The following is a 22375-nucleotide window of genomic DNA, read 5'->3' as shown; positions in this document are numbered from 1 at the left end:
GCACCAGTCAGGCCGGGACGCCCCTCCGCGACAGGTCCGAGATCAGTCCGAACAGTTCTGCCGCCTCGACCGGCTTGCGCAGCACGCCGTCCGCGCCGGCGTCGAGGTAGCGGTCGATGTCCTCCGCCGCCACATTGGCCGTCAGCATCCAGATGGGCGTGCGCACGCCCGCCTCGGCGGCGCGGATGGCGCGCACGGCTTCCGGCCCGCTCATCACCGGCATGTTGGCGTCCATGAGCACCAGGTCGAAGAGCTCCGCGCCCCATTCGGTCAGCGCCTGGGCGCCGTCCTCGGCAAAGGTGAGATCCACGCCGGCGCCGTCCAGCAGCGCGGCCAGCACGCGCCGATTGGCGGCGTTGTCCTCGGCCGCCAGCACGCGCAGCCGCCGGCCCTCGCCCGCGGCGCCGGCGGGCAGTTCGGGCGCTGGCGCGTGGCGCGGCGCCCGGAAGGCGAACCAGAACACCGCGCCCGGCTCCCCCTCGCGCACGCCCGGCGGATCGTCGACGCCGACTTCGCCCTCCATGAGCGCGATGTTCGCCGCGCAGGCCGCCAGGCCCAGCCCGCTGTCGCCGACCATCCGCCCACGCGCGGTCTGGTCGAACGCTTCGAAGCTCAGCGCCCGCTCCTGTGGCGGGACGCGCGGGCCGGTGTCGCGCACCTCGACGAGCACGCCCAGGTCGCCGCCCTGGACGACGCCGGCGAGGCGAAGCGCCACCCGCCCGCCGGTGGGCGTGGCCTTCAGCGCGCTGGAGACCAGGCTGACGAGGGTCTGCTCCAGCTTGGCCGCGTCGGCCAGGACGCCGAAATCCAGCGACGGATCGGCGTCTTCGAACACGAGGTCCACCCCGATCGCCGTCGCGTGACCGCGCCAGACGCCGATCACAGCCTGCGACAGCCGTCGCAGGTCGAACGGCGTCGGGGTCAGGTGTGCGACACCCGCCGCGGCGGCGGCCAGGTCCAGGATCCCGTCCAGCATCCGGCTGAGCTGTTGCCCGCCCTCCACGAGGCCCCGCGCCAGGTCGGCCTGCGGCGGGCTGAGCGGCTGGCGGCGCAGCGCCTGGGCGAAGCCGAGCACGGCGTTCAGGGGCGTGCGGATCTCGTGGCTGGCCACCGCGAGCAGGCGGGTCTTGGCGCGGGTGGCCGCCTTGGCCTCTTCCACAGCTTGGCACAGGGCCAGGTTCTTGCGGATCAGGGCCTGCATCGCGCGCGTCAGCGCCCGGTCGGTGGCTTGCTGGCGCCAGGTGACCATCAGCACCGCCACCACGAACAGGAGCATGGCGAGGGCATAGTGGTTGCCCGCCAGCGGCGCGCCCGTGCCGAGGGCGATCCACAGCAGGGTGGCCGCGGGCGGCGCGATCCCGATGACGTAGCTGACCCGGCTGATATGCACGCGCAGCGCGGCGAACAGCAGGACGCAGATGGCGAGAAGGGCCGCCTCGACCTGCATCTCGGGCTCGCCGTAGAGCCGGATCCTGACCGCCAGCCAGCAGGCGTTGGCGACCAGCAGCAGCATCAGGACATCCGACTGCCAGCGCAGCCGCCGGGAGGCCGCCGTGCGGTCCGGATGACGCATGGCGATCTCGGTGGCGATCAGCAGCGCGAAGTAGAGGGCGAATTCCAGGAGCCCGAGCACGGCCATGCGCCACGGCGTGAAGGCGGCAAGCAGCGCCACGAAGGCCCCTACCAGGGCCAGGCGCGTCAGGGCGACGGTACGCGAATACCGAATGTAACCGTCCGGATGGGCGACGTCCGCCGTCGGCTCAAGCATATTCGTCCCGTCCCCCGATCGGTGGCCGGCACCAAGCATAGGTTGAGGCGAGTCGCACCGCCCCTCGCCCGGAGCGCGAGAAAAGCTGAGCTCTAGACGGCGAGAGGCGAACTCCGCTCCGAACGCGTCGAGAAAGCCGGGCGGCGCCGGGGCCGAGCTTCAGCTCACCCTGGTGACCACCAGGCCGCCGTCACGCGACTCGACGGCCCATTGGCGGTCGGGCGCATGCTTGCGCAGCGTCTTGAAACAAAGCCGGCGCAGGCTCACGAAGCACGAGGCGCCCGGTCGAAGGTTGAGCAGGCGCTCGGTGACCGGACCATAGGCTTTGGACATGTCCCCTCGGGAGCCTCACTTCATGGTGGGGATGACGAACGCGCTGTCCTCCACCGCGCCCTCGGGCCAGCGGGCGGTGATGGTCTTGGTCTTCGTGTAGAAGCGCACGCCTTCCATGCCGTGCTGGTTGACGTCGCCGAAGGCGCTGCGCTTCCAGCCGCCGAAGGTGTGGTAGGCCACCGGCACCGGGATCGGCACGTTGATGCCCACCATGCCCACCTGGACGCGGGCGGCGAACTCGCGGGCGGCGCGGCCGTTGCGGGTGAAGATGGCGACCCCGTTCCCGTACTGGTGGGACGACGGCAGATCCAGCGCCTCCTCGAAGCTCTCGGCGCGGACGATCTGCAGCACCGGGCCGAAGATCTCCTCGTTGTAGGTCTTCATGCCCTTCTTCACGCCGTCGAACAGCGAGGGGCCGATGAAGAAGCCCTTCTCGTAGCCCTGGAGCGAGAAACCCCGGCCGTCGACCACCAGCTCGGCGCCTTCGTCGACGCCGGTCTGGATGTAGTCGCTGATCTTCTGCTTGTGCGCCTGGCTGACCACCGGGCCGTACTGGGCGGCGGTGTCGGTGGAGATCCCGACCTTCAGCGTCTCCAGCTCGGCGAGGACGCGCTCACGGACCTCGTCCGCGGTCTTCTTGCCGACCGGGACCACCACCGGCAGCGCCATGCAGCGTTCGCCGGCCGAGCCGTACGCGGCGCCGATGATGTCCTTGGTCGCCTGCTCCAGGTCGGCGTCGGGCAGGATGATCCCGTGGTTCTTGGCCCCGCCCATGGCCTGGACGCGCTTACCGGCCGCCGTGCCGCGGCTGTAGACGTAGTGGGCGATATCTGAGCTGCCGACGAAGCTGACGGCCTTGATGTCCGGATGGTCCAGGATGGCGTCGACGGCAGCCTTGTCGCCGTGGATCACGTTCAGCACCCCGGCCGGCGCCCCCGCCTCCATCATCAGTTCCGCCAGCTTCACCGGGACGGTCGGGTCCTTCTCGGAGGGCTTCAGGATGAAGGTGTTGCCCGTGGCGATGGCGATGCCGAACATCCACATCGGGATCATGGCCGGGAAGTTGAACGGCGTGATGCCCGCCGCCACGCCCAGCGGCTGGCGCATCGAGTAGACGTCGATGCCCGGACCGGCGCCCTCGGTGTATTCGCCTTTCAAGGCATGCGGGATGCCGCAGGCGAACTCGATCACCTCCAGGCCCCGCTGGATGTCGCCCTTGCTGTCGGCGATCACCTTGCCATGCTCGGACGACAGGATTTCCGCCAAGGCGTCCATGTCGCGCTCGATCAGGCGCTTGAACTCGAACATCACCCGCGCCCGCCGCTGCGGGTTAACCAGCGCCCAGGTCTGCTGCGCCCGCACCGCCGATTGGACCGCCCGGTCGACCTCGGCGTCCGTCGCGAACTGGACGCGCGCCTGGACCTCGCCGGTGTTGGGGTTGAACACGTCGCCGTAGCGGCCCGAGGCGCCGGTGAAGGCCGCGCCGTCGATGAAATGGGTGATCTCTCGCATGGCCCTGGCCTAGCCGTTCTCTCGCCGTCGTCCCATTGCATTGTTGCACGATCGATAGCGCGATATTGCAACGACGATGTTCGACTGGGACGACCTGCGCATCTTCCTCGGCGCTGCGCGCGCGGGGTCCCTCGGGGCCGGCGCCCAGCGGCTGGGGATCGACACCGCCACCGTCGGCCGGCGGGTGGCGCGGCTGGAGACGGCGCTGAAGTCGACGCTGTTCGTCCGTTCGTCCACCGGGCTGCTGCTCACCTCGGCCGGCGCCCAGCTGTTCGACATCGCGCTCGACGCCGAGCAGGCGATGGAGACCGCGGCCCGCGTGACCCGCCCCGACCTGGTCGCAGGGACGGTCCGCATCAGCACCGCCGAGGGCTTCGGGTCCGCGGTGCTGGCCCCCGCCTTGCCGCAGCTCGCCGCGGCGCGCCCGGGCCTGCGCGTGGAGCTGGCGGCCCACGCCGGCTTCCTTTCACCGAGCCGGCGGGAGGTGGACATGGCGATCACACTCAGCCCGCCCGACGGCCAGCGTCTCGTGGTCGAGCCGCTCACCGGCTACCAGCTCGCGCTCTACGCGGCGCCCGCCTACCTCGATCGGACGGGGCGGCCCGCGAGCGTCGAGGATTTGGCTGGGCTCCAGATCGTCGGGTACATCGACGACCTGCTCTACGCGTCCGAGCTGCGGTACCTGGACGAGGTTTCGCCGGGCCTCACCGCCACGCTCGCCAGCTCCTCGATCCAGGCCCAGCGCGAGATGATCGCCGCCGCCGGCGGCGTGGGCGTCCTGCCCTGCTTCCTCGCCGCCGGCCTGGAGCGGGTGCTGCCGGACGTCGTCATCGAGCGCCGCTTCTGGTTGAGCACCCACCGCGAGGTGCACGACGCCGCGCGGATGCGGGTCGTCAGGGCCTGGCTGCGCGACCTCGTGGAGGCCAAGCGCCACGACCTGCGGCCCTGCTGGTACGGCTCAGGCGCCGATACCGTCGCGGCCTTCTGTCCGCGCCCAGGGCGCGAGAGAGCCCAGCCGCCCCTGCGCTGACCCGATCCATGCGTCGACCGGGTCGAGAACCGACAGTCGCTTCCTCAGGGCTAGCGCCGGCTTCTCGACGCCGTACCAGGAGAATGCGGCGAAGAGGGTGACCAGGGGCACCGCGAGCGCCAGGTTCAGGTACCAATGGTGCGTCCACGCGCCGAGGCTGGCCACCGTCTGCTGAACGGCGAAGCCGTAGAGGAAGATGCCGTAGCTGAAGTCGCCGAGGGCCACGATGGGCGTGCTCCGCGGCTGCTGAAGACCCAGGTAGGCGACCGCATAGGCGATCGGCAGTGCGGCCAGGGCGTCGCCCAGGGGCACGAGCATGAGGGCGACGCTCACGGCCGCTGCGATCGCCGCGAGCCATCCGCTGAACGGGACGCGGTCGCGGAGCCGGAACAGCACAACGCCCCACAGGAAGCTCATCACGAGGAGCCGGCCGGAGAACACGCCGCCAAGCTCCGGAAGCGGGCTTCCGAAGACGATGGGCTGATAGGTAATCGCCATCAGCGCCAGCTGCAGGCCGGTTACGGCGGCAAGCATCAGCACGGGGCGGCGGACCAGGCCTAGGGCGGCGAGCGCCGCAAGGGCGGCGTAGCATTCCAGTTCGTAGGGGATGGTCCAGAGCTGGCCGTTGACGATCCTGGGAATGGGATTGGTCTCGAACAATCCCGGCAGGTCGAAATGGATGATCCCGAAGACGTTGAGGAAATACTCGTGGAACTCGCCGTCCGACAGATAGGCGGCAAGGCCGACCGTGGTCAGCAGCGGGCCCAGGATGAGGGCGGAAAGAAGCACCTCGACCCCCAGCGCGGGCATGATCCGGATGGCCCGGAGCGCGGCGAACCGCAACAGCGAGGTGTTCCGCTCGAGGCTGCCGGCGACAAGGAACCCGCTCAGGGCGAAAAAGGCGGGCAGGATGAATGCAACCGTCGGCCGCGCCCAGCCGCCCAGGACCATGGTCTCGAACGGCTTGCCGTAGCTGATCGGGAAGCTGTGCCAGACCATCACCGCGAGCGCGAGGCCGATCCGCAGGTAGTCGAATCCGGTCGTACGACCGCCGGTTTCGGCCACGCGCTGGCCGATCGTGCGCGCCCCGCCCTCTGATGACGTCATTTGCCGCTCCCCCGCCGGAAGCTAGGCAGTGCCGGCGCCAGCACGTCAAGCACCAGTGTTATGCGGACTCGACGCCGTCGCGCCTGCCTCGTCTTGAGGCGCCGGCCGTCACGTGACGGCTACATCCTAGCCGGCCACGCGAGAAGCGCCGGGCTACGGCCGCGTTGGGATCCTGCGAGTAGGGAAGAATGGTGCCGCCTAGGTGACTCGAACACCTGACCTACGCATTACGAATGCGCCGCTCTACCGGCTGAGCTAAGGCGGCTCCTGTCCGGGGACGCGGGCTTTTACCCGCAACCTCCCGATTTGCAAAGCGTCACGCGGTCACGCCCATCCGGTCGCGCCAGAAGGCGGCCAGGGCCTCGAGGAAGGCGGCGCGGCTCCACTGGGCGGCGGTCTGGGCCGCGGCGTGGCGCATCAGCGCCTGGGCTCCCCCGTCCTGCTCGGCGAGGGTCACCGCACGCACCAGGGCATGGGCGGCGGCCTCGCAGTCGTCCTCATCCACCCAGATCCCGTTGACGGGCGTGGCGAACTCGCGCGCGCCGATGCCGGTGAAGCCCGCCAGCAGGCACTCGCACGACATGGCCTCCAGCGTTGTCAGGCTGAGCGCCTCCATCCGCGCAAGGCTCAGGAACACCGAGGCGCGGCCCATGATGGCGGCGACCTCGGCCTCGGTGCAGGTCTCCATGACCTCCCAGCGCCAGGACGCCGCCTCGGGATGCAGCCGCTCGAACATGTAGCGGATGGCCGCCTGCTCCACCTTGCGATGCCGCGGAGAGCAGGCGATCAGCTGCTCCTTGGGCGCCGGGCGGAAGATGCGTTCGTCGGCGAAGCCCGGCACGATCGAGATCAGGTCGTAGTCGAAGAAGCGCGCGATCAGCCCCGCGACGCCGACGCCGCAGGCCATGAAGTTGCGGTACTGCGGCCGAAGCTCGGTCGGCAAGGCGGCCAGGCCGTAGCTCGCGAGCGCATAGGGGTTCTGGCAGAAGATGACCTTGCGGTTCGGCAGGGCCGCGGCCTGCCGCATCGCCTCGGGAGAGTCTTCCGGCAGGACCAGGATGTCGTCGGGGCCGAGCGGGACGGAGGCGTCCTCGGTGGGGGCCTGATGGTCGAACCACGTCGGGGGCGGGGTGTGGGGCGGGCGGCGTACCACGGCGTCGAAGCCCAGGGCGCAGAGGCCCTCCACGTGCCGGAAGATCATCTTGTTGCCGCCCGACTTCGAGCCGGCGTAAGGCGTCAGATAGACGATCCGCGTCATGGCTGGCGTCGGCCGCGCGGTCCCGTCCGGCGCGGGGGGCCCGGCGGGGTCTCGGGTTCCTGGTAGCCCTCGTCCACCGGATAGAACGCCGGCTCGGCCAGCATCGGCCCGGCGTCCGCATAGGCGATCGGCAGTTCGGGCAGCTCGCGGAGGCTGCGCTCGCGCCGCTCGAGCCGGGGGTGCAGCAGCTCGCCGGTTTCCGCGAAGGCGATGGCCAGACGGGCCCAGTCCTGGGCGTGGTAGGCGAAGGGGCGGCCCTCCGGGTCGAGGTCGGACCAGTCCGGTTCCGGCGGCGCGTTCATCCCCTGGGCCAGCCACATCCGCGCCTCGTCGATGGCCCCAGCCGCATAGGCGGCCCGCGCCAGGAGGCCGGCGACGCGGGCGGTGACGGGCTCTCCCTCCAGCGCCTTGGCCGCCTCGCGCGCCGCCGGGGCGTCGCCGGCGACGAGGGCCTGTTCCACGTACAGCAGCAGGCTTTCGCGGTGGGCGGGGTTCACGGCGGCCAGCTGGCCCAGACGCTGCGCGCGTTCCCGCGGCGTCTCGTCGGTCTTGAGGTCGCGGTACGCCAGCCACAGGGCCGGATGCGGGGCCGCGCGCCAGGCGTTCTCGATCAGGGCGGCGGCGCGCCCCATCTTGCCGTCCTCGGCGAGCAGGCGCGCGGCCATCACCACGCCCGGCGCGAAGCCCGGCTGCAGACGGGCGGCCTCGGTCGCCTGGTCCAGGGCGATGCCCCGCGCCTTCGGCTCGGGCGCATGTTCGAGCTGCGCCGCCGAGGCGGCCAGCAAGGCGGCGCGGGCGCGCTCGGCCACCACCGGCGGGACGATCTTGCGGTCGAGGGCGCCCTTCACCAGCGCCAGGGCGCCATCCCAGTCGGCGGTCTCCAGCCGCGACTCCAGGATCGCGCGCCAGGCCCAGCGGGCGGTGCGGGCCTCGCCATAGGCCTCCTGGGCATGACGCAGCGCCGTCTCCCGCGCGCCCTGCGCCAGGGCGATCTGCATCAGGCCCCTGTGCCCCGCCAGCCGCATCTCCGGGAAGCCCAGCATGGCGGTATAGGCCGCCTGCGCCTGGGCCATGTCGCCGGCCGCCTCCGCCGCCTGGGCGGCCAGCACGCGCACCAGGCCAGGGGCCTCCGCGGCGATCTCGGCCGCCTTCTTCGACAGCCGAAGCGCCTCGGACCCGTCGCCCGCGGCCACCGCCAGGAAGCCGCGCGCCAGTACGTCGTAGGATTGGCGCCGCCGCGCCTCGGCCCGCGCCCGCTCGGCCCGGCGGGGCGCCTCCAGGGCCCAGAGGATCGTCCGCCAGACCACGGCCGCGAACAGGCCGAAGCCCAGGGCGAGCAGGATCGCCGCGGCGGCCGTGGCGTCGGCGCGCCAGCCCAGCCAGACGACCGTCGCCCGGCCGGGATCGCCGCTCAGCGCCAGGGCCCCCACCGCGACGGCGGCGATCAGGATCAGGACCACGCCGGCGCGGATCATGCGGGCGGCCTCGGCGCCTGCAGCGCGCGGACGGCGCGGGCGCGCAGGGACGCCACCTCGCGGTCGACCTGGGCGCGGCGTTCCGCCTGCTCCCGCCACGGCGCCAGGGCGTCGCGCGCCCGCGGAGGCAGGGCCTCCAGGGTCTTCAGGGCGGCCACGACCTGGCCTTCCTCCAGCGCCAGCTCCGCCCGGCGAAGGATCGCGTCCGGCGTGGCGCCGTCTGTCTCGTCGACCCGTCGCACCGTAACGATCTTGGCCGCGGCATAGGCGATGCGCTGCCCAAGGTCGGCCTGTTCGGGCGGCTTGCGGGCGCGCCGCGCCGCCTTGGCGGCATAGGGCGCAAAGCTCGCGGCGAGCGCCGTCCGGCTGGGCGCGCCCGTCTGGGCCAAGCGGGTCAGGGCCGCGAGTTCCGGCAGGCCGGGCGTAGTGGCCTTGAGGGCGGCGAGCTCCCGGTCGAACGGCCGCGACCCCTGGCTGGCCTCAACCAGTTGCGCGGCGGCCAGGGCGGCGGCGGCGGCCTCGGTCGTACGCGCGCCCTGGCTCTCGAGCATGGCGATCCGCGCGTTCAGGCGGGCCACCTCCTCGGCCGCCGGCGAGGCCATCACCACGGGCAGGGCGGCGGGCGGCGGCGGTGCAGCCACGGTGGCGACGTCGTTGCTGGCGCTGGGCGCCCGCGGTCGCTCGGGCAACAGCTTCGGCGCCAGGAGGGCGACGGCCGCCCCGGCCAGTACGCACAGGACCCCGAAAGCGACCATCGCCCAAACGCCGGACCCCGCCAGCGACCGAGGCCGATATTCGGCCGGGTCCCTGGGCAGGTCGGGCTCGGTGGCGCTCATCGCTCAGGGCCGCCGGTCGATCAGGTTGAGCAGCGCCGCTTCGAGCGGGAAGGGGGGGAAGGCCTTGCCCGCCAGCCGCGTGCGCGCGAGCGGCCTCACCACCGCTTTCGAGAGACCGAGCGCGCGCAGGCCGGGCGCGGGGTGCGTCTTCAGCAGCCGGGCCAGCACCTGGGCCGCGCGCGGAGAGTGGAGCAGGACGGCGTCGCTTCGTGTCAGGGCCTCGGCATCGGCGGGCGCAAGCTCCACAGGGGCTGTTTCGTAGAGGATGAGCCGCCGGGCCTCGACGCCCTGTCGCTCGAGGGCGCCGGCCAGGTCGCCGGCCGGCTCGGCTGCGCCCGGATGCAGGACGGCGCCGCGCAGCTCGCCGCGCCGCGCCGCGATGCCCTCGGCGAGCGCCTCGACGTCGCCGTCCGCGGACAGCACCGATTTGAACCCCGCGGCCCGGGCGGCCTGGGCCGTGGCCGCGCCCACCGCGAACACCTTCAGTCCCCGCTCGCCGCTGGCGTCGGCGAAGGCGCGCACGCCGTTGGCGCTGGTGAAGGCCAGCGCGGCCACGCCGTCCAGGTCGATGCGCACGTCGGGCAGAACGCTCACCGCCAGGAGTGGGGCGACCACCGCGTCGTGCCCCATCGCACGCACCCGCTCGGCGGTGACGTCGGCGCCCGGCTGGGCGCGGGTGATCCAGATTCGCTGCCTGCGGCCCGCCATCAGGCGATCCTGTTATCCGACCCGTCCTGCTTCACCAACGACGATGCGGCCCGCCGCGGCCTTGTTCAACGCCGCAGTTTCCAAGCGTGGCTATAAGGCCTCAGAGGACGATGGTGTCGCCCGCCTCGTCCTTGATCGCCTGGCCCAGTGAGAAGCCCAGGTCCCTGGCCGACCTTAGCGGATCCGACAGCTGCGAGATTTCGGTGTCGCCCGCGTGGCGGAAACGCGCGCTGCCGCCGGGCGACAGGGCCTCGACGATGAGCTGGATCGAGCCCCCTTCCAGCCAGGCGTGGGCGCCGATGGGCGTCTTGCAGGACCCCTCCAGGGCGACCAGGGCGCCGCGCTCGGCGGTGACGCAGAGCGTGGTGGTCTCGCAGCGCAGGCCGGCCACCCAGGGCAGGTCGCGGTCCGCCTCGCGGGTCTCGATGGCCAGGGCCCCCTGACCGGGCGCCGGCGGGGCCTCCTTGGGGTCGATGAGGCTCTTGGGCAGGTCGCCCAGGCCCAGCCGGCGGAGGCCCGCGTAGGCGAGCAGGATCGCATCGGCCTCGCCCGCCGCCAGCTTGGCGAGGCGGGTGTCCACATTGCCGCGCAGCATCTGCACGTCGAGGTCGGGGCGGCGGTACAGCGACTGGGCCTGGCGCCGCAGGCTCGCGGTGCCAAGCTTCGCGCCCTGCGAAAGGTCCTCGAGCGTGAGGGGGCCGCGGCTCAGGAAGGCGTCGCGCGGGTCCTCCCGCTCGGGGATCGCGGCGATGCAGAGGCCGGGGGGCAGCTCGGCCGGCACGTCTTTCATCGAATGGATCGCGCAGTCGATGCGACCCTCGATCAGCGCCTCCTCGATCTCCTTGGTGAAGAGGCCCTTGCCGCCGATTTCCAGCAGCCGGCGGTCCTGCACCCGGTCGCCGGTGGTGGTGATCACCGTCAGCGGCGCCACCGCCTCGACCGCGGCCGGATCGGCGGGGTCGGCGCCGAGGGCGGCGGCGATGCGGCGCTGCATATGGCCGGCCTGGGCGAGGCTGAGCTTGGACCCGCGGGCGCCGATGCGGACCTGGCCGGGGTTGGCGGGCGGTTGCGAAGGCACGGTGGGCGGTCTACCTCGGGATAAGGAAACGTAGCAGGCCTGCTACAGTAGCAACCTGCCACCGGCAACCGGATGACCCTCAGCCTCACCGTCCTTGGACTGGAAACCAGCTGCGACGAAACCGCCGCGGCGGTCGTGCGCCGGCACGCGGACGGCCGCGCCGAGGTGCTGAGCTCGATCGTCGGCAGCCAGATCGCCGAGCACGCCCCCTTTGGCGGCGTGGTGCCCGAGATCGCCGCGCGCGCCCATGTGGAGACCGTCGATTCTATCGCCGAGACCGCGCTGGCCGAGGCGGGCCTGGGCTACGAGGACCTGGACGGCGTGGCGGCGACGGCCGGACCCGGCCTGGTTGGCGGGGTGATGGTGGGCCTGTCGTTCGGCAAGGCCGTCGCCCTGGCGCGCGGCCTGCCCCTGGTGGCGGTCAATCACCTTGAGGGCCATGCGGTTTCGGCGCGGCTGGGCGCGGACCTGCCCTACCCCTTCCTTCTGCTGCTGGTGTCGGGCGGGCATTGCCAGCTCCTGAGCGTGGACGGCATCGGGGCCTGCCGCCGCCTCGGCTCCACCATCGACGACGCGGCCGGCGAGGCCTTCGACAAGATCGCCAAGGCGATGGGGCTTCCCTATCCCGGCGGGCCGGCGCTCGAGCGGCTGGCGGCCGGCGGCGACCCCGAGGCCTTCCAGCTTCCGCGCATGCTGCTGGGCCGTAAGGATTGCGACTTCTCGTTCTCCGGCCTCAAGACGGCCGCCGCCCGGCTGGCCGAGGGCGTGGCGACCGACGACCAGCGCCGCGACCTGGCCGCCGCCGTCCAGGCCGCCATCGCCGGCCAGCTGGCCGAGAAGTCGGACCGCGCCATGAAGGCCTATGCCGAGGAGCACGGCGGCCGCGACCTGCGCTTCGTCGTCGCCGGCGGCGTCGCGGCCAACCGGACCGTCCGCGCGCGGTTGGAGGAGGCCGCCGCCAGGCGCGGCTTCAGCTTCGCCGCCCCGCCCCTGGCCTACTGCACCGACAACGCCGCGATGATCGCCCTCGCCGGCGCCGAGCGCCTGGCGGCCGGGATCTCCGACCCGCTCGACGCCGTAGCCCGGCCGCGCTGGCCACTGGACGAAGCGGCCGCGAACGCCAATCCCACCCACAAGGCCGGCCGCAAGGGAGCGAAGGCATGACCACCGCAGGGGTGATCGGCGGCGGCGCCTGGGGCACCGCCCTGGCCCAGGTCTGCGCGCGGGCCGGGCGCGACGTCATCCTCTGGGCGCGCGAGCCCGAGGTCGTGGCGGCGATCAACGCCGCCCACGAGAACGCGACCTTCCTGAAGGGGGTGCCGCTGGAGCCCTCCATCCGCGCCACGGGAGACCTGGCCGACCTGGCTGCCTGCGACCTGGTGCTGGCCGTGCCGCCGGCCCAGCACATGCGGGCGACGCTGACGGCGTTCGCCCCCTACGCCCGGGACGGCCTGCCCATCCTGCTCTGCTCGAAGGGGATCGAGCAGGGCTCGCTGAAGCTGATGACCGAGGTTCTCGCCGAGACGATCCCGCACGCCGCGCCCGCCGTGCTCTCGGGCCCCAGCTTCGCGGGCGAGGTGGCCCGCGGACTGCCCACCGCCGTGACCTTGGCCTGCCCGGAAGACGGCTGCGCCGAGGATCTGGCCGAGGCCATCGCCACACCGACGTTCCGGCCCTACTTCGCCACCGACATGATCGGCGCCGAAGCGGGCGGGGCGGTGAAGAACGTCCTGGCCATCGCCTGCGGTATCGTCGAGGGCCGCGGTCTCGGCCGCTCGGCCCACGCGGCCCTGATCACCCGCGGCTTCTCGGAGCTCACCCGCATCGCCGTGGCTTTGGGGGGCGAGGCCGAGACCGTCGCCGGCCTCTGCGGCCTGGGGGACCTGGTGCTCACCTGCTCCAGCCCGCAGTCGCGCAACATGAGCGTCGGCCTGGCGCTGGGCGCGGGTCAGACGCTGGAGGAGGCGCTGGCCGGCAAGCTGTCGGTGGCCGAAGGCGTCGCCTCCGCGCCCGCCGTGCGTCAGCTGGCGCGCAAGCTCGGCGTCGAGACCCCGATCTGCGAGGCGGTGGCCGCCATCCTGGCGGGCGAGACCGGCGTCGACGACGCCATCCGCGGCCTGCTCTCAAGACCGCTCCGAGAGGAAAACTGAATGCCGACGTTCGTCCTGCACTGCCTCGACAAGCCCGACTCCCTGGGCCTGCGCATGGCGACCCGCGAGCGGCACCTGGCCTATGTGCAGAGCCGCGCCGGCGACGTGAAGATCGCAGGTCCCATGTTCGACGATGCGGGCGGCATGGCCGGCTCGATGTTCATCCTGGACGTGGCCGACAAGGCGGCCGCCGAGGCGTTCAATGCCGCCGACCCCTACACCCAGGCCGGCCTTTGGCGTCAGGTCGAGCTGAACGCGGTGAAGATCACGTTTGGCCAGATCTGAGAGCGACAATCCCGCCCGCCCGCCGGCGGGCGTCCGCCTCTGTGCGCTGGACGAGATCAAGGACCCCGGCGGCAAGTCGTTCCGCTTCCGGGACGGCTCGCGCATGTTCGCCGGCTTCGTTCTCCGTGAGGGCGGTCAGGCGCGCGGCTTCGTCGACAGCTGCCCCCACGCCGGCTGGCCCCTGGCGCCCATGGACGACCGCTACCTCACCCGCGACGCCCGCCACATCCTGTGCGCCGGCCACGGAGCGCTGTTCACCCTGGACGGCCTCTGCGTGGCGGGACCGTGCACGGACGAGCGGCTGACGGACTGGCCGGTCGAGGTGCGCGGGGGCGAGGTCTGGACAGCGTAATTCCTTCCCTTGATGGGGAGGGACAGGCGACGAAGTCGCCAGGGTGGGGGCTGCACGACCGGGCTCGGAGCCTGGTCGGTGATTTCCCACCCGTCTGCTTGCTTCGCGCGCAGCCACCCTCCCCATGCAGGGGAGGGAAGGGATCAGCCCGGCCCCGTCTCCGCATCGAACGCCGCCACGTCCTGCAGCAGCGACGCCGCCGCCTGCTTGACCAGCTCGCCGCCCTTCTCGGGCGTGGCGAGGCCGGGGTCGGACCCCATGCGGCCGTCGGCGTAGCGGGCGCGGAAGTCGTGGGCCTCGCGGATCGGGCCGGTGGGCGCGATCTGCGGGGCGTAGTTCGCCGACTTGATCGAGTCCGGATAGGCCCACTGGGTCACGGCGATCTCGGAGGGCGTCGCATGGCTGCCGTGGCCCACCGGGAACTGGCGGTTGGCGAGGGCGGTGACCCCCGCCAGGTCCCACCAGTTCTTGAGCTTGCAGGCGAAGCCGCGGTTGCGGCCCGCATAGCTGGCCTCGGCGTACAGTTCGGAGAACGCCGCCTCGATGGTGGCGACGTTCCCGCCATGGCCGTTCAGGAAATAGAGCTTCTCGAAGCCGGCATGGCTGAGGCTGCGGCACCAGTCGCCGATCGCCAGCATGAAAGTCGATGGGCGCAGCGCGATGGTGCCCGGGAAGTCCAGGTGGTGCTGGGCCATCCCGATGTTGAACGTCGGCGCCACGATGATGTCGCCGGTTTTCTCGGCCTCATGGGCGATGATCTCGGGGCAGAGCCAGTCGGTGCCTAAAAGCCCTGTCGGCCCATGCTGTTCGTTCGAACCGATCGGAATGACGACAGTCTTGGATCGACCGAGGAAGCCCTCGACCTCGGCCCAGGTGGAAAGGTGCAGCAGCATGGGGAAGCCTTCGACTGGGAGGACTGATCGCCCCCTCCATAGGGTCTGCCGGCGCCTACAGTAAATTCCGAACTGGTTCAGCCGCCGGCGCTGGCGACCTCGATGCGCAGGTCCATGGCCTTCATCCCGACCAGCCGCCAGCGGCCGCCGGCCTTGGGGTCGTCGCCCTTGGCGAAGGTCAGCAGGCAATCTTCGGGAGCCTCGGCGTCGCGCAGGCAGACGTGCTTCTTGTCGACGACCTTCATCAGGGGCGCCACCTCGCTCGCCGTGGGGGCTTGGGCCGGGCGCTGGCCCGAGGCGTCCACGACGCGGAGGGCGTCCGGGCTGATCATCCGGTCCAGGGCGAATTCCGACGGGCCGCCGTCCACCTCCAGCGCGGTGCTACGCGCCAGTTCGGCCACCTGGCGACGGACGTCGTCGCGCACCGCGGGCCGGTCGATCTCGGCCTCGAACGCCACCCGATCATCGGCCAGCGCCGCCGCCAGCAGCCGGCTGGCGCTCTCGCTCGCCGCCTTCGGCGCCTTGTCGCCGCAGGACGACAGGCCCACGGCCGCGAGCGCGAGGATCATGGAAGCACGGAGCATCCGCGCAGAATCGCGCCGCGTCCGAGTCGCCGCAAGCGGAGCCGTCCCGGCGCAGCCGATTCTTCGCTGCGCCGCAACGTCGCGCACGGCGATCGGCGAGGCTTGAGGTTGCGCGACCGCGGCCGCACGGATACTCGACCGGGAGCGATCCTTCGGAGGTTCAGTCGTGTCCGACGGCGAGGTTTTCCCGGTTCCCCAGGAATGGGCCGAAAAGGCCCTGATGAACGCCGACGCGTACGACGCTGCGGTGCGGCGCGAGGACGCCGACTCGGAAGGCTACTGGCGCGACATCGGCAATCGCCTGGACTGGATCCAGCCCTTCACCGAGGTGAAGGACGTCTCGTTCGACAAGCACACCTTCCGCATCCGCTGGTTCGCCGACGGGGTGCTGAACGTCTCGGCCAACTGCCTGGACCGCCACCTCAAGTCCAACGGCGACACCGTCGCGCTCATCTGGGAGAGCGACGACGGCCAGACCTACGACGCCCTGACCTACAAGCAGCTCCACGCCGAGGTCTGCCGCTGGGCCAATGTGCTGAAGGCCAAGGGCGTCAAGAAGGGCGACCGGGTCACCATCTACCTGCCGATGATCCCGGCGGCGGCGGCGTCGATGCTGGCCTGCTCGCGGATCGGCGCGATCCATTCGGTCGTCTTCGGCGGCTTCTCGCCCGATAGCCTCGCCGGCCGCATCCAGGACTGCGACTCCAAGGTGGTCATCACCGCTGACGAAGGCCTGCGCGGCGGCAAGATCGTGCCGCTGAAGCTGAACGTCGACGAGGCGCTGCAGTCCTGCCCCGGCGTGACCGACGTCATCGTAGTCAAGCGCACCGGCGGGAACGTGCCGATGACCGCCGGCCGCGACGCCTATTTCTCGGACCTGAAGCAGACGGTCTCGACCGACTGCGAACCCGAGCCGATGAACGCGGAGGACCCGCTGTTCATCCTCTACACCTCGGGCTCGACCGGCAAGCCCAAGGGCGCGCTGCATACCACTGGGGGGTATCTGGCCTGGGCCTCGTGGACTCATGAAGTTGTGTTCGACTACAGGCCGGGCGAGGTGTTTTGGTGCACCGCCGACGTGGGCTGGGTGACCGGCCACAGCTACGTGGTCTACGGTCCCCTGGCCAACGGCGCGACCAGCCTGATGTTCGAGGGCGTCCCCAACTTCCCGACCTCGTCGCGGTTCTGGGACGTCTGCGACAAGCACAAGGTCGAGATCTTCTATACCGCGCCGACGGCCCTTCGGGCGCTGATGCGCGAAGGCGACCTGCCCGTGCTGCGGACCAGCCGCAAGTCGATCCGCCTCTTGGGCACGGTGGGCGAGCCGATCAATCCCGAGGCCTGGCTCTGGTATCACCGCGTGGTGGGCGAGGGCCGCTGCCCGATCGTCGACACCTGGTGGCAGACCGAGACCGGCGCCTGCCTGATGAGCCCGCTGCCGGGCGCCCATGCCCTGAAGCCGGGATCGTGCGCCAAGCCGCTGCCGGGCGTGAAGCCGCAGCTGGTGGACGCCGAGGGCCAGGAGCTGTTCGGCGCCGTCAGCGGCAACCTCTGCATCACCGACAGCTGGCCGGGCCAGATGCGCACGGTCTATGGCGACCACCAGCGCTTCATCGACACCTATTTCACCACCTACCCCGGCAAGTACTTCACCGGCGACGGCGCCCGCCGGGACGCCGACGGCTACTACTGGATCACCGGCCGGGTGGACGACGTCATCAACGTCTCCGGTCACCGCCTGGGCACCGCCGAGATCGAGAGCGCGCTGGTGAGCCACCCCGCCGTCGCCGAGGCCGCGGTCGTGGGCTATCCGCACGACATCAAAGGCCAGGGCATCTACTGCTACGTGACGCTCAAGGTCGGGATCGAGGCCACCGACGCCCTGATGGCTGACCTGCGCACCCACGTCCGGCACGAGATCGGGCCCTTCGCGGCGCCGGACGTGATCCAGTTCGCGCCGGGCCTACCCAAGACGCGCTCGGGCAAGATCATGCGCCGGATCCTGCGCAAGATCGCCGAGGACGACCTCTCCAACCTGGGCGACACGTCCACCCTGGCCGAACCCGCCGTGGTCGACGACCTGGTGAAGAACCGCGCGTCCCGGAAGGGCGACGACGAGGTGGTGGTGGCCGGCAAGCGCTTCTCGTGCGCCGAGCTGGAGACCACGCTCAAGAGCCACGGCGCGGTGGCCGACGCCTCCATCGTCGGCGTGCCCGACGCGCACAAGGGCGAGGTCCTCTGGGCGTTCGTGGAGCCGGACCCCGAGATCATGGCCTCTGACGTCCTGGGCGCCGAGCTGAAAGGCTTCCTGCGCCGGGAGATCGGCGAGGCGGCGGCCCCCGCCCACGTGATCTTCGGCCCCCTGCCCAAGACGCTGGCGGGCGCCGTCGTGCGGCCGGTCCTGCGGCGCATCGCCGAGAAGGGCGATCCGGGCGACGTCTCGGGTCTGGCCGATCGGGCCGTGGCCGCGCACCTGGCGAAGCTGCGGGCCGACGCCCTGAGCTGATGTCCGTAGAGCTCCCGCACGGCCTGCGGGCCGCCATCGATCGGGAGCTCTCGGGCGCATCCCGCCGCGACCTGGCCGAACGCACGGCGGCGACCACGGAGGCCTATCGCGCGGGCCGCGGATCGTCGGCCGTGATCAAGGGCCGCGACGACGCCCTGGCCTACGCCCTGGCCCGGCTGCCCGCGACCTATGCCGCGAACGCGGCGGTTTTCGCCGAAGCTGAAGCGCGGGCGCCGGACTTTTCGCCGCGGTCCCTGCTGGACGCGGGCTGCGGCCCCGGTGGCGGAAGCTGGGCCGCGGCCGAGGCCTGGCCGGCCCTCGAGCGCATCACCTGGTTCGACGCCAGCGCCCCCTTCCTCGAGATGGCAAGGCGCCTGGCGGCCGAGGCGCCCAGCCCGGTCCGTACGGCGGAGACGCAGAGCGGGGACCTGACGGCCGGGCCGTTCCCGAAGGCCGATCTCGTCCTGGCCAGCTACGCCCTGGCCGAGATTTCGCCCGCGGCGCAGGCGGGCGTGGTGCGCCGCCTGTGGGAGGCCTGCGACGGCCTGCTGGCGCTGGTCGAACCGGGGACGCCGGCCGGCTACGCGCGGATTCTCGCCGCCCGCGACGAGATCATCGCCGCCGGGGCCCGCATCCTGGCCCCCTGCCCTCACCACGGCCCGTGCCCCCTAACGGCCCCCGACTGGTGCCACTTCAACGTTCGCCTGCCCCGCTCGCGCGACCACCGGCTGGCCAAGGGCGCCGAGGTTCCGTTCGAGGACGAGAAGTTCGCCTACCTGCTGGCGGCCCGCCCGGCCGTCATCGGGAGCGCAGCGGCCGCCCGCATCCTGGCGCGCCCCCGCGCCGGAAAGCCCGGGATCGCGTTCAAGCTCTGCGGCGAGGGGGGTCTGGAGCAGCGGCTCGTGCTCCGCCGGGACAAGCCCGCACACGCCGTCGCGCGGCGGCTGGACTGGGGATCAGCTTGGCCATAGGCCATGTTTTCGCCCTTCGGTTACGCGAGGGACAAGCGTTCGGGGCCGACGCGTAAACGGGATGCCATGCCGCGGAGTTTTGCGGTCGCGCAGGGTCTGCGCCGACGAGAATTGATGGCCATGGCGCCGGCGGCGCTCATGGCGGCCGGCTGGGCGCCCAGCAGCGCCATCGGCGAGATGGTGCGAAAGCGGGCGCGCGATCTCGCCCGCGCGCGCTACCGCCCGGCCGACCGGCCCCTCCAGCCCGCCCTCGCGAACCTCAGCTACGACGCCTATCGCGACGTGCGCTTCCGCCCGGAGCGGGCCATCTGGCGCCACCAAGGCCTGCCCTTCCAGCTGCAGATGTTCCACCGCGGCGGCCTGTTCAAGGATCCCGTCGACCTGTTCGAAGCCGACCGCGGCTCGGCCCGGCCAATCCGGTTCTCGGAAGACCTCTTCACCTACGGCGCCCAGAAGCCCGGCCCCCTGCCCGTCGACCTGGGGTTCGCGGGCTTCCGCGTCCACACATCGATGGAGGTCCCGGGCCGCTTCGACGAACTGGTGGCCTTCCTGGGCGCCAGCTACTTCCGCGCGGTGGCCCGAGGCGTGAGCTATGGCCTCTCGGCCCGGGGCCTGGCCTTGGGGTCGGGCGAGCCGGGCGAGGAGTTTCCCGCCTTCCGCGCCTTCTGGGTCGAGCGGCCCGCCCCGGCCGCCCGCAGCATCGTGATCCACGCCCTGCTGGACAGCGCCTCGACCACGGGAGCCTTCCGTTTCGACGTGACGCCCGGGGCGCTGACCACCACGGAGGTGGAGGCGCGCCTGTTCCCCCGCCGCCCGCTGGCCGCGGCCGGGATCGCCCCGCTCACCAGCATGTACCTGTTCGGTCCGGAGCAGCCCCGCCGCTACGACGACTTCCGGCCCGAGGTGCACGACAGCGACGGCCTGCTGACCGACGACGGGCGCGGCCAGCGCATCTGGCGACCGCTGGTCCACACCCCGGCCACCCGGCTTTCGGACCTCGACGCCGGCCCCGCCCGGGGCTTCGGCCTGCTGCAGCGCCAGCGGGCGTTCGACGCCTACCACGACCTCGAGGCCAACTATCACCTGCGGCCCGGCGCCTGGGTGCAGCCGCTGGAGGGCTTCGGCCGCGGAAGCGTCCGGCTGGTGGAGCTGGGCGCGCGCAGCGAGGCCGAGGACAATATCGTGGCCATGTGGCGGCCGGCCGAGCCCCTGGCCGCCGGTCGCGAGCACCGCTTCCGCTACCGGCTCACCTGGGGCGCCTCGCCCGAGCCCGCGACCCGGCTCGCCCGGGCCGTGGCCTGGCGCACCGGTCATGGCCACGACCCCTCCCGCCGCCGGTTCCTGGTGGACTTCGCGCCTGTCCCCGCCATCGGGCTGGACGGCGTCCAGGCCCAGGCCAGCGCCACGGCGGGAGGCATCCGGGTGGAAACGGTGCAGCCGAACGCCTCAATCGCAGGCGCCCGGGTGAGTTTCGAGCTGGATCCCGCGGGCGCCAAGAACAGCGACCTGCGGGTGACGTTGATGCGGGCTGGAACGCCCATTTCGGAAACGTGGATGTATCGATGGCTAGCGTAGCGCGGCGCGTACCGGGAGCCGCGCCTGTGAAGGCCGCGGAGCCCTTTTTCCAGTCCCTGCCGCCCATGGCGCGCCTGGGCATGCCGGAGCAGGACCTGCAGTCCGCGCCGGGCCGGCTGGCGCCCCTGATGGACGTGCGAGGCCGGCGCATCGCGGTGTTCGGGGCCACGGGCGCAGCCACGGCCGCGGCCGGCGCGGTCATGGCGATCCTTCTGGCGGCGGGCGGCTTCACGGCCCTCGACGCCTGCGCCTTCGTGCTGTTCCTCGTGCTGTTCGGCTGGACGGCGTTCGGCTTCGTCAGCGCCACGGCGGGCTTCTGCGTACAGTGGCGGGCGACGCGGCCGCGGCGCGCCGACCCACAGCCGGTGATCCTCACGCGGACGGCCTTGCTGATGCCGACTTACAACGAGGACCCGGGGCGGGTCCTGGCCGCCGTGCAGGCGATCCGCGAGGATCTGGTGCGGCTGGAGGTGTCCGAGCTCTACGACATCTTCCTGCTCTCCGACACGCGGGACGAGGCCACCGCGCGCAACGAGGTCGTCGGCCTGCTGCGGGCCCGCGCCCGCCTCGGGCCCGACGCGCGCCTGTTCTACCGACGCCGCCCGCAGAACACCGATCGCAAGGCCGGCAACGTCGCCGACTGGGTCCGTCGGTTCGGCGCCGCCTACGAGGCCATGATCATCCTCGACGCCGACAGCCTGATGAGCGCCGACACCATCGTCCGGCTGACCGCCGAGATGGAGGCCGACCCCAAGCTCGGACTGTTGCAGACCGCCCCGACCCTGGTGGGCGCCGAGACGCTGTTCGCCCGGCTCCAGCAGTTCGCCGCCCGGACCTATGGCGGGATGCTGGCCGCCGGCCAGGACTGGTGGTCCGGCGCCGAGGGCAACTACTGGGGACACAACGCCATCATCCGCGTGAAGGCCTTCGCCGCCTGCGCGGGCCTTCCCCACCTGCCCGGCCGCCGTCCCTTCGGCGGCCACATCATGAGCCACGACTTCGTCGAGGCCGCCCTGCTGCGCCGCGGGGGCTGGGCCGTGCGGCTCAACACCCGCCTGGGCGGCAGCTATGAGGAGGCGCCGCCCACCATCGTCGACATGGCCCGCCGCGACCGCCGCTGGTGCCAGGGCAACCTCCAGCATCTGGGCGTCATCGGGGCCGCAGGCCTGCATTGGATCAGCCGCCTGCACCTGCTGCGCGGGATCCTCTCCTACGTCACCTCCCCGCTCTGGCTGCTGCTGGTGGGCTTCGGCGCCACCGCCTGGCTGGGCCAGATCGGCGAGGCGGTGCGGGTCGACGGCAACGCCGCCGTCTGGCTGTTCGCCGTCACCCTGGGCCTCCTGATCGCACCCAAGCTGATGGCCGGCGTCCTGGCGATGCGCGAACGGACCGTGTCCGGCGTGCGCCGAACCCTTCGGCTATGGGCCGGCATGGCGGTGGAGGTCAGCCTCAGCGCCCTCGTGGCGCCGGTGCTCATGCTGATGCAGAGCGCCGCGGTGTTCGACGTCCTGATCGGTCGCGACTCCGGGTGGAACGCCCAGCAGCGCGATGCGGGCCGCCTGTCCCGTGGCGAGGCCTGGCGCTCGCACCGGGGGCACGTCCTGATCGGCCTGGCCGGCGCGGTGATCGCCTGGCTGCTGGATCCGGCGATCTTCTGGTGGACCAGTCCGGTGTCGCTGGGCCTGTTCCTGTCGGCGCCGCTGTCGCTGCTGCTGGCCCGCACGGATCTCGGCCACCTGTCCCGCACCCTGGGCCTGCTGGTCACGCCGGAGGAACGCCACGTGCCGCCGGTGGTCGCCCGGGCCGTCGAGCTGCGCGCCCTATACGACCGCGAACAGGCCTCGCGCCTGGAGATCGAGCGGGTGATGCGCGCCCCGGTGCCCGTGCACCAGCCGGAAGTCCGCGGCTACGACGCCTTCGCGCCCCGCGCGCAGGCCGCTTAGTCGAGGCTCGG

The 22375-nt window shown here is 72.1% G+C and carries 20 protein-coding genes, 1 tRNA gene and 1 pseudogene; 10 read left to right on the top strand and 12 right to left on the bottom strand.

Features of this window, described 5'->3' with window-relative positions; all coding sequences use genetic code 11:
• Positions 1 to 7: 7 nt before the first annotated feature.
• From A2790_RS10910 to A2790_RS10900, 3 genes are all read right to left on the bottom strand, one after another.
• The gene (locus tag A2790_RS10910) at positions 8 to 1768 is read right to left on the bottom strand and encodes a response regulator (protein WP_293391155.1); all 1761 of its coding nucleotides are present in this window, start codon (positions 1766 to 1768) and stop codon (positions 8 to 10) included.
• Between the two features lie 159 nt (positions 1769 to 1927).
• A complete protein-coding gene (locus tag A2790_RS10905) occupies positions 1928 to 2101 on the bottom strand; it encodes a hypothetical protein (RefSeq protein WP_156467308.1) in 174 nt (57 codons plus the stop codon).
• Between the two features lie 15 nt (positions 2102 to 2116).
• Positions 2117 to 3613 carry a CoA-acylating methylmalonate-semialdehyde dehydrogenase gene (locus A2790_RS10900; RefSeq protein ID WP_293391152.1) on the bottom strand — a complete coding sequence of 499 codons (1497 nt, stop codon included), beginning with the start codon at positions 3611 to 3613 and terminating at the stop codon, positions 2117 to 2119.
• Positions 3614 to 3689: 76 nt separating this feature from the next.
• Between A2790_RS10900 and A2790_RS10895 the strand changes: the two genes are divergently transcribed.
• Positions 3690 to 4643: a LysR family transcriptional regulator gene (locus A2790_RS10895; protein ID WP_293391150.1), complete on the top strand. Its 954-nt coding sequence runs from the start codon at positions 3690 to 3692 to the stop codon at positions 4641 to 4643.
• Here A2790_RS10895 and A2790_RS10890 read toward each other — a convergent pair.
• The 7 genes from A2790_RS10890 to hemC all read right to left on the bottom strand — a co-directional run bounded on the left by A2790_RS10890 (position 4572) and on the right by hemC (position 11105).
• Positions 4572 to 5750, bottom strand: coding sequence for an acyltransferase (locus tag A2790_RS10890; RefSeq protein WP_293391148.1), 1179 nt, complete (start codon positions 5748 to 5750; stop codon positions 4572 to 4574). The two genes, A2790_RS10895 and A2790_RS10890, sit on opposite strands and share 72 nt — an antisense overlap.
• A 189-nt stretch (positions 5751 to 5939) precedes the next feature.
• Positions 5940 to 6015, bottom strand: a tRNA-Thr gene (locus tag A2790_RS10885).
• A gap of 51 nt (positions 6016 to 6066) precedes the next feature.
• A complete protein-coding gene (locus A2790_RS10880; protein WP_293391146.1) occupies positions 6067 to 7008 on the bottom strand; it encodes a glycosyltransferase in 942 nt (313 codons plus the stop codon).
• On the bottom strand, positions 7005 to 8483 hold the full coding sequence (locus tag A2790_RS10875) for a heme biosynthesis HemY N-terminal domain-containing protein (protein WP_293391144.1): 1479 nt from the start codon (positions 8481 to 8483) through the stop codon (positions 7005 to 7007). The genes A2790_RS10880 and A2790_RS10875 overlap by 4 nt, the downstream gene beginning before the upstream one ends.
• The gene (locus tag A2790_RS10870) at positions 8480 to 9319 is read right to left on the bottom strand and encodes a hypothetical protein (protein WP_293391142.1); all 840 of its coding nucleotides are present in this window, start codon (positions 9317 to 9319) and stop codon (positions 8480 to 8482) included. The genes A2790_RS10875 and A2790_RS10870 overlap by 4 nt, the downstream gene beginning before the upstream one ends.
• Positions 9320 to 9322: 3 nt before the next feature.
• A complete protein-coding gene (locus A2790_RS10865) occupies positions 9323 to 10027 on the bottom strand; it encodes a uroporphyrinogen-III synthase (protein ID WP_293391140.1) in 705 nt (234 codons plus the stop codon).
• A gap of 100 nt (positions 10028 to 10127) precedes the next feature.
• Positions 10128 to 11105: a hydroxymethylbilane synthase gene (hemC, locus tag A2790_RS10860; protein WP_293391138.1), complete on the bottom strand. Its 978-nt coding sequence runs from the start codon at positions 11103 to 11105 to the stop codon at positions 10128 to 10130.
• A 72-nt stretch (positions 11106 to 11177) separates the two neighbouring features.
• Between hemC and tsaD the strand changes: the two genes are divergently transcribed.
• From tsaD to A2790_RS10840, 4 genes are read left to right on the top strand one after another with little or no spacing between them, the layout of a single operon-like run.
• The gene (gene tsaD, locus A2790_RS10855; RefSeq protein WP_293391136.1) at positions 11178 to 12269 is read left to right on the top strand and encodes a tRNA (adenosine(37)-N6)-threonylcarbamoyltransferase complex transferase subunit TsaD; all 1092 of its coding nucleotides are present in this window, start codon (positions 11178 to 11180) and stop codon (positions 12267 to 12269) included.
• A complete protein-coding gene (locus A2790_RS10850) occupies positions 12266 to 13255 on the top strand; it encodes an NAD(P)H-dependent glycerol-3-phosphate dehydrogenase (protein ID WP_293391134.1) in 990 nt (329 codons plus the stop codon). The genes tsaD and A2790_RS10850 overlap by 4 nt, the downstream gene beginning before the upstream one ends.
• On the top strand, positions 13256 to 13540 hold the full coding sequence (locus tag A2790_RS10845; RefSeq protein WP_293391132.1) for a YciI family protein: 285 nt from the start codon (positions 13256 to 13258) through the stop codon (positions 13538 to 13540).
• Positions 13527 to 13892 carry a Rieske (2Fe-2S) protein gene (locus A2790_RS10840; RefSeq protein ID WP_293391130.1) on the top strand — a complete coding sequence of 122 codons (366 nt, stop codon included), beginning with the start codon at positions 13527 to 13529 and terminating at the stop codon, positions 13890 to 13892. Before A2790_RS10845 ends, A2790_RS10840 begins: the two co-directional genes overlap by 14 nt.
• 143 nt (positions 13893 to 14035) lie before the next feature.
• Here A2790_RS10840 and A2790_RS10835 read toward each other — a convergent pair whose 3' ends face one another.
• Together A2790_RS10835 and A2790_RS10830 are read right to left on the bottom strand one after the other, a co-directional pair.
• Positions 14036 to 14785 carry a creatininase family protein gene (locus A2790_RS10835; protein WP_293391128.1) on the bottom strand — a complete coding sequence of 250 codons (750 nt, stop codon included), beginning with the start codon at positions 14783 to 14785 and terminating at the stop codon, positions 14036 to 14038.
• 77 nt (positions 14786 to 14862) lie between these two features.
• On the bottom strand, positions 14863 to 15354 hold the full coding sequence (locus tag A2790_RS10830; RefSeq protein ID WP_293391125.1) for a hypothetical protein: 492 nt from the start codon (positions 15352 to 15354) through the stop codon (positions 14863 to 14865).
• A 145-nt stretch (positions 15355 to 15499) separates the two neighbouring features.
• On the opposite strand from A2790_RS10830, the pseudogene acs reads away from it, so the two are divergent.
• The 5 genes and pseudogenes from acs to mdoH form a co-directional block, all read left to right on the top strand.
• Positions 15500 to 17467 (top strand): annotated as a pseudogene (gene acs / locus A2790_RS10825) (acetate--CoA ligase); the annotation flags it as partial.
• Positions 17453 to 17875, top strand: coding sequence for a hypothetical protein (locus A2790_RS10820; protein WP_293391445.1), 423 nt, complete (start codon positions 17453 to 17455; stop codon positions 17873 to 17875). The pseudogene acs and the gene A2790_RS10820, both read left to right, overlap by 15 nt.
• Positions 17875 to 18846 (top strand): small ribosomal subunit Rsm22 family protein, encoded by a 972-nt coding sequence (locus A2790_RS10815; RefSeq protein ID WP_293391121.1) that lies wholly within the window; start codon positions 17875 to 17877, stop codon positions 18844 to 18846. The genes A2790_RS10820 and A2790_RS10815 overlap by 1 nt, the downstream gene beginning before the upstream one ends.
• A 114-nt stretch (positions 18847 to 18960) precedes the next feature.
• On the top strand, positions 18961 to 20421 hold the full coding sequence (locus tag A2790_RS10810; protein ID WP_293391118.1) for a glucan biosynthesis protein: 1461 nt from the start codon (positions 18961 to 18963) through the stop codon (positions 20419 to 20421).
• 26 nt (positions 20422 to 20447) lie between these two features.
• A complete protein-coding gene (gene mdoH / locus A2790_RS10805; RefSeq protein WP_293391115.1) occupies positions 20448 to 22364 on the top strand; it encodes a glucans biosynthesis glucosyltransferase MdoH in 1917 nt (638 codons plus the stop codon).
• Positions 22365 to 22375: the final 11 nt, after the last annotated feature.

Origin of the sequence: Phenylobacterium sp. RIFCSPHIGHO2_01_FULL_69_31 (assembly GCF_001824475.1) — a bacterium.
Taxonomy (GTDB): domain Bacteria; phylum Pseudomonadota; class Alphaproteobacteria; order Caulobacterales; family Caulobacteraceae; genus Phenylobacterium.
This window is presented reverse-complemented; position numbering and strand designations above follow the sequence as displayed.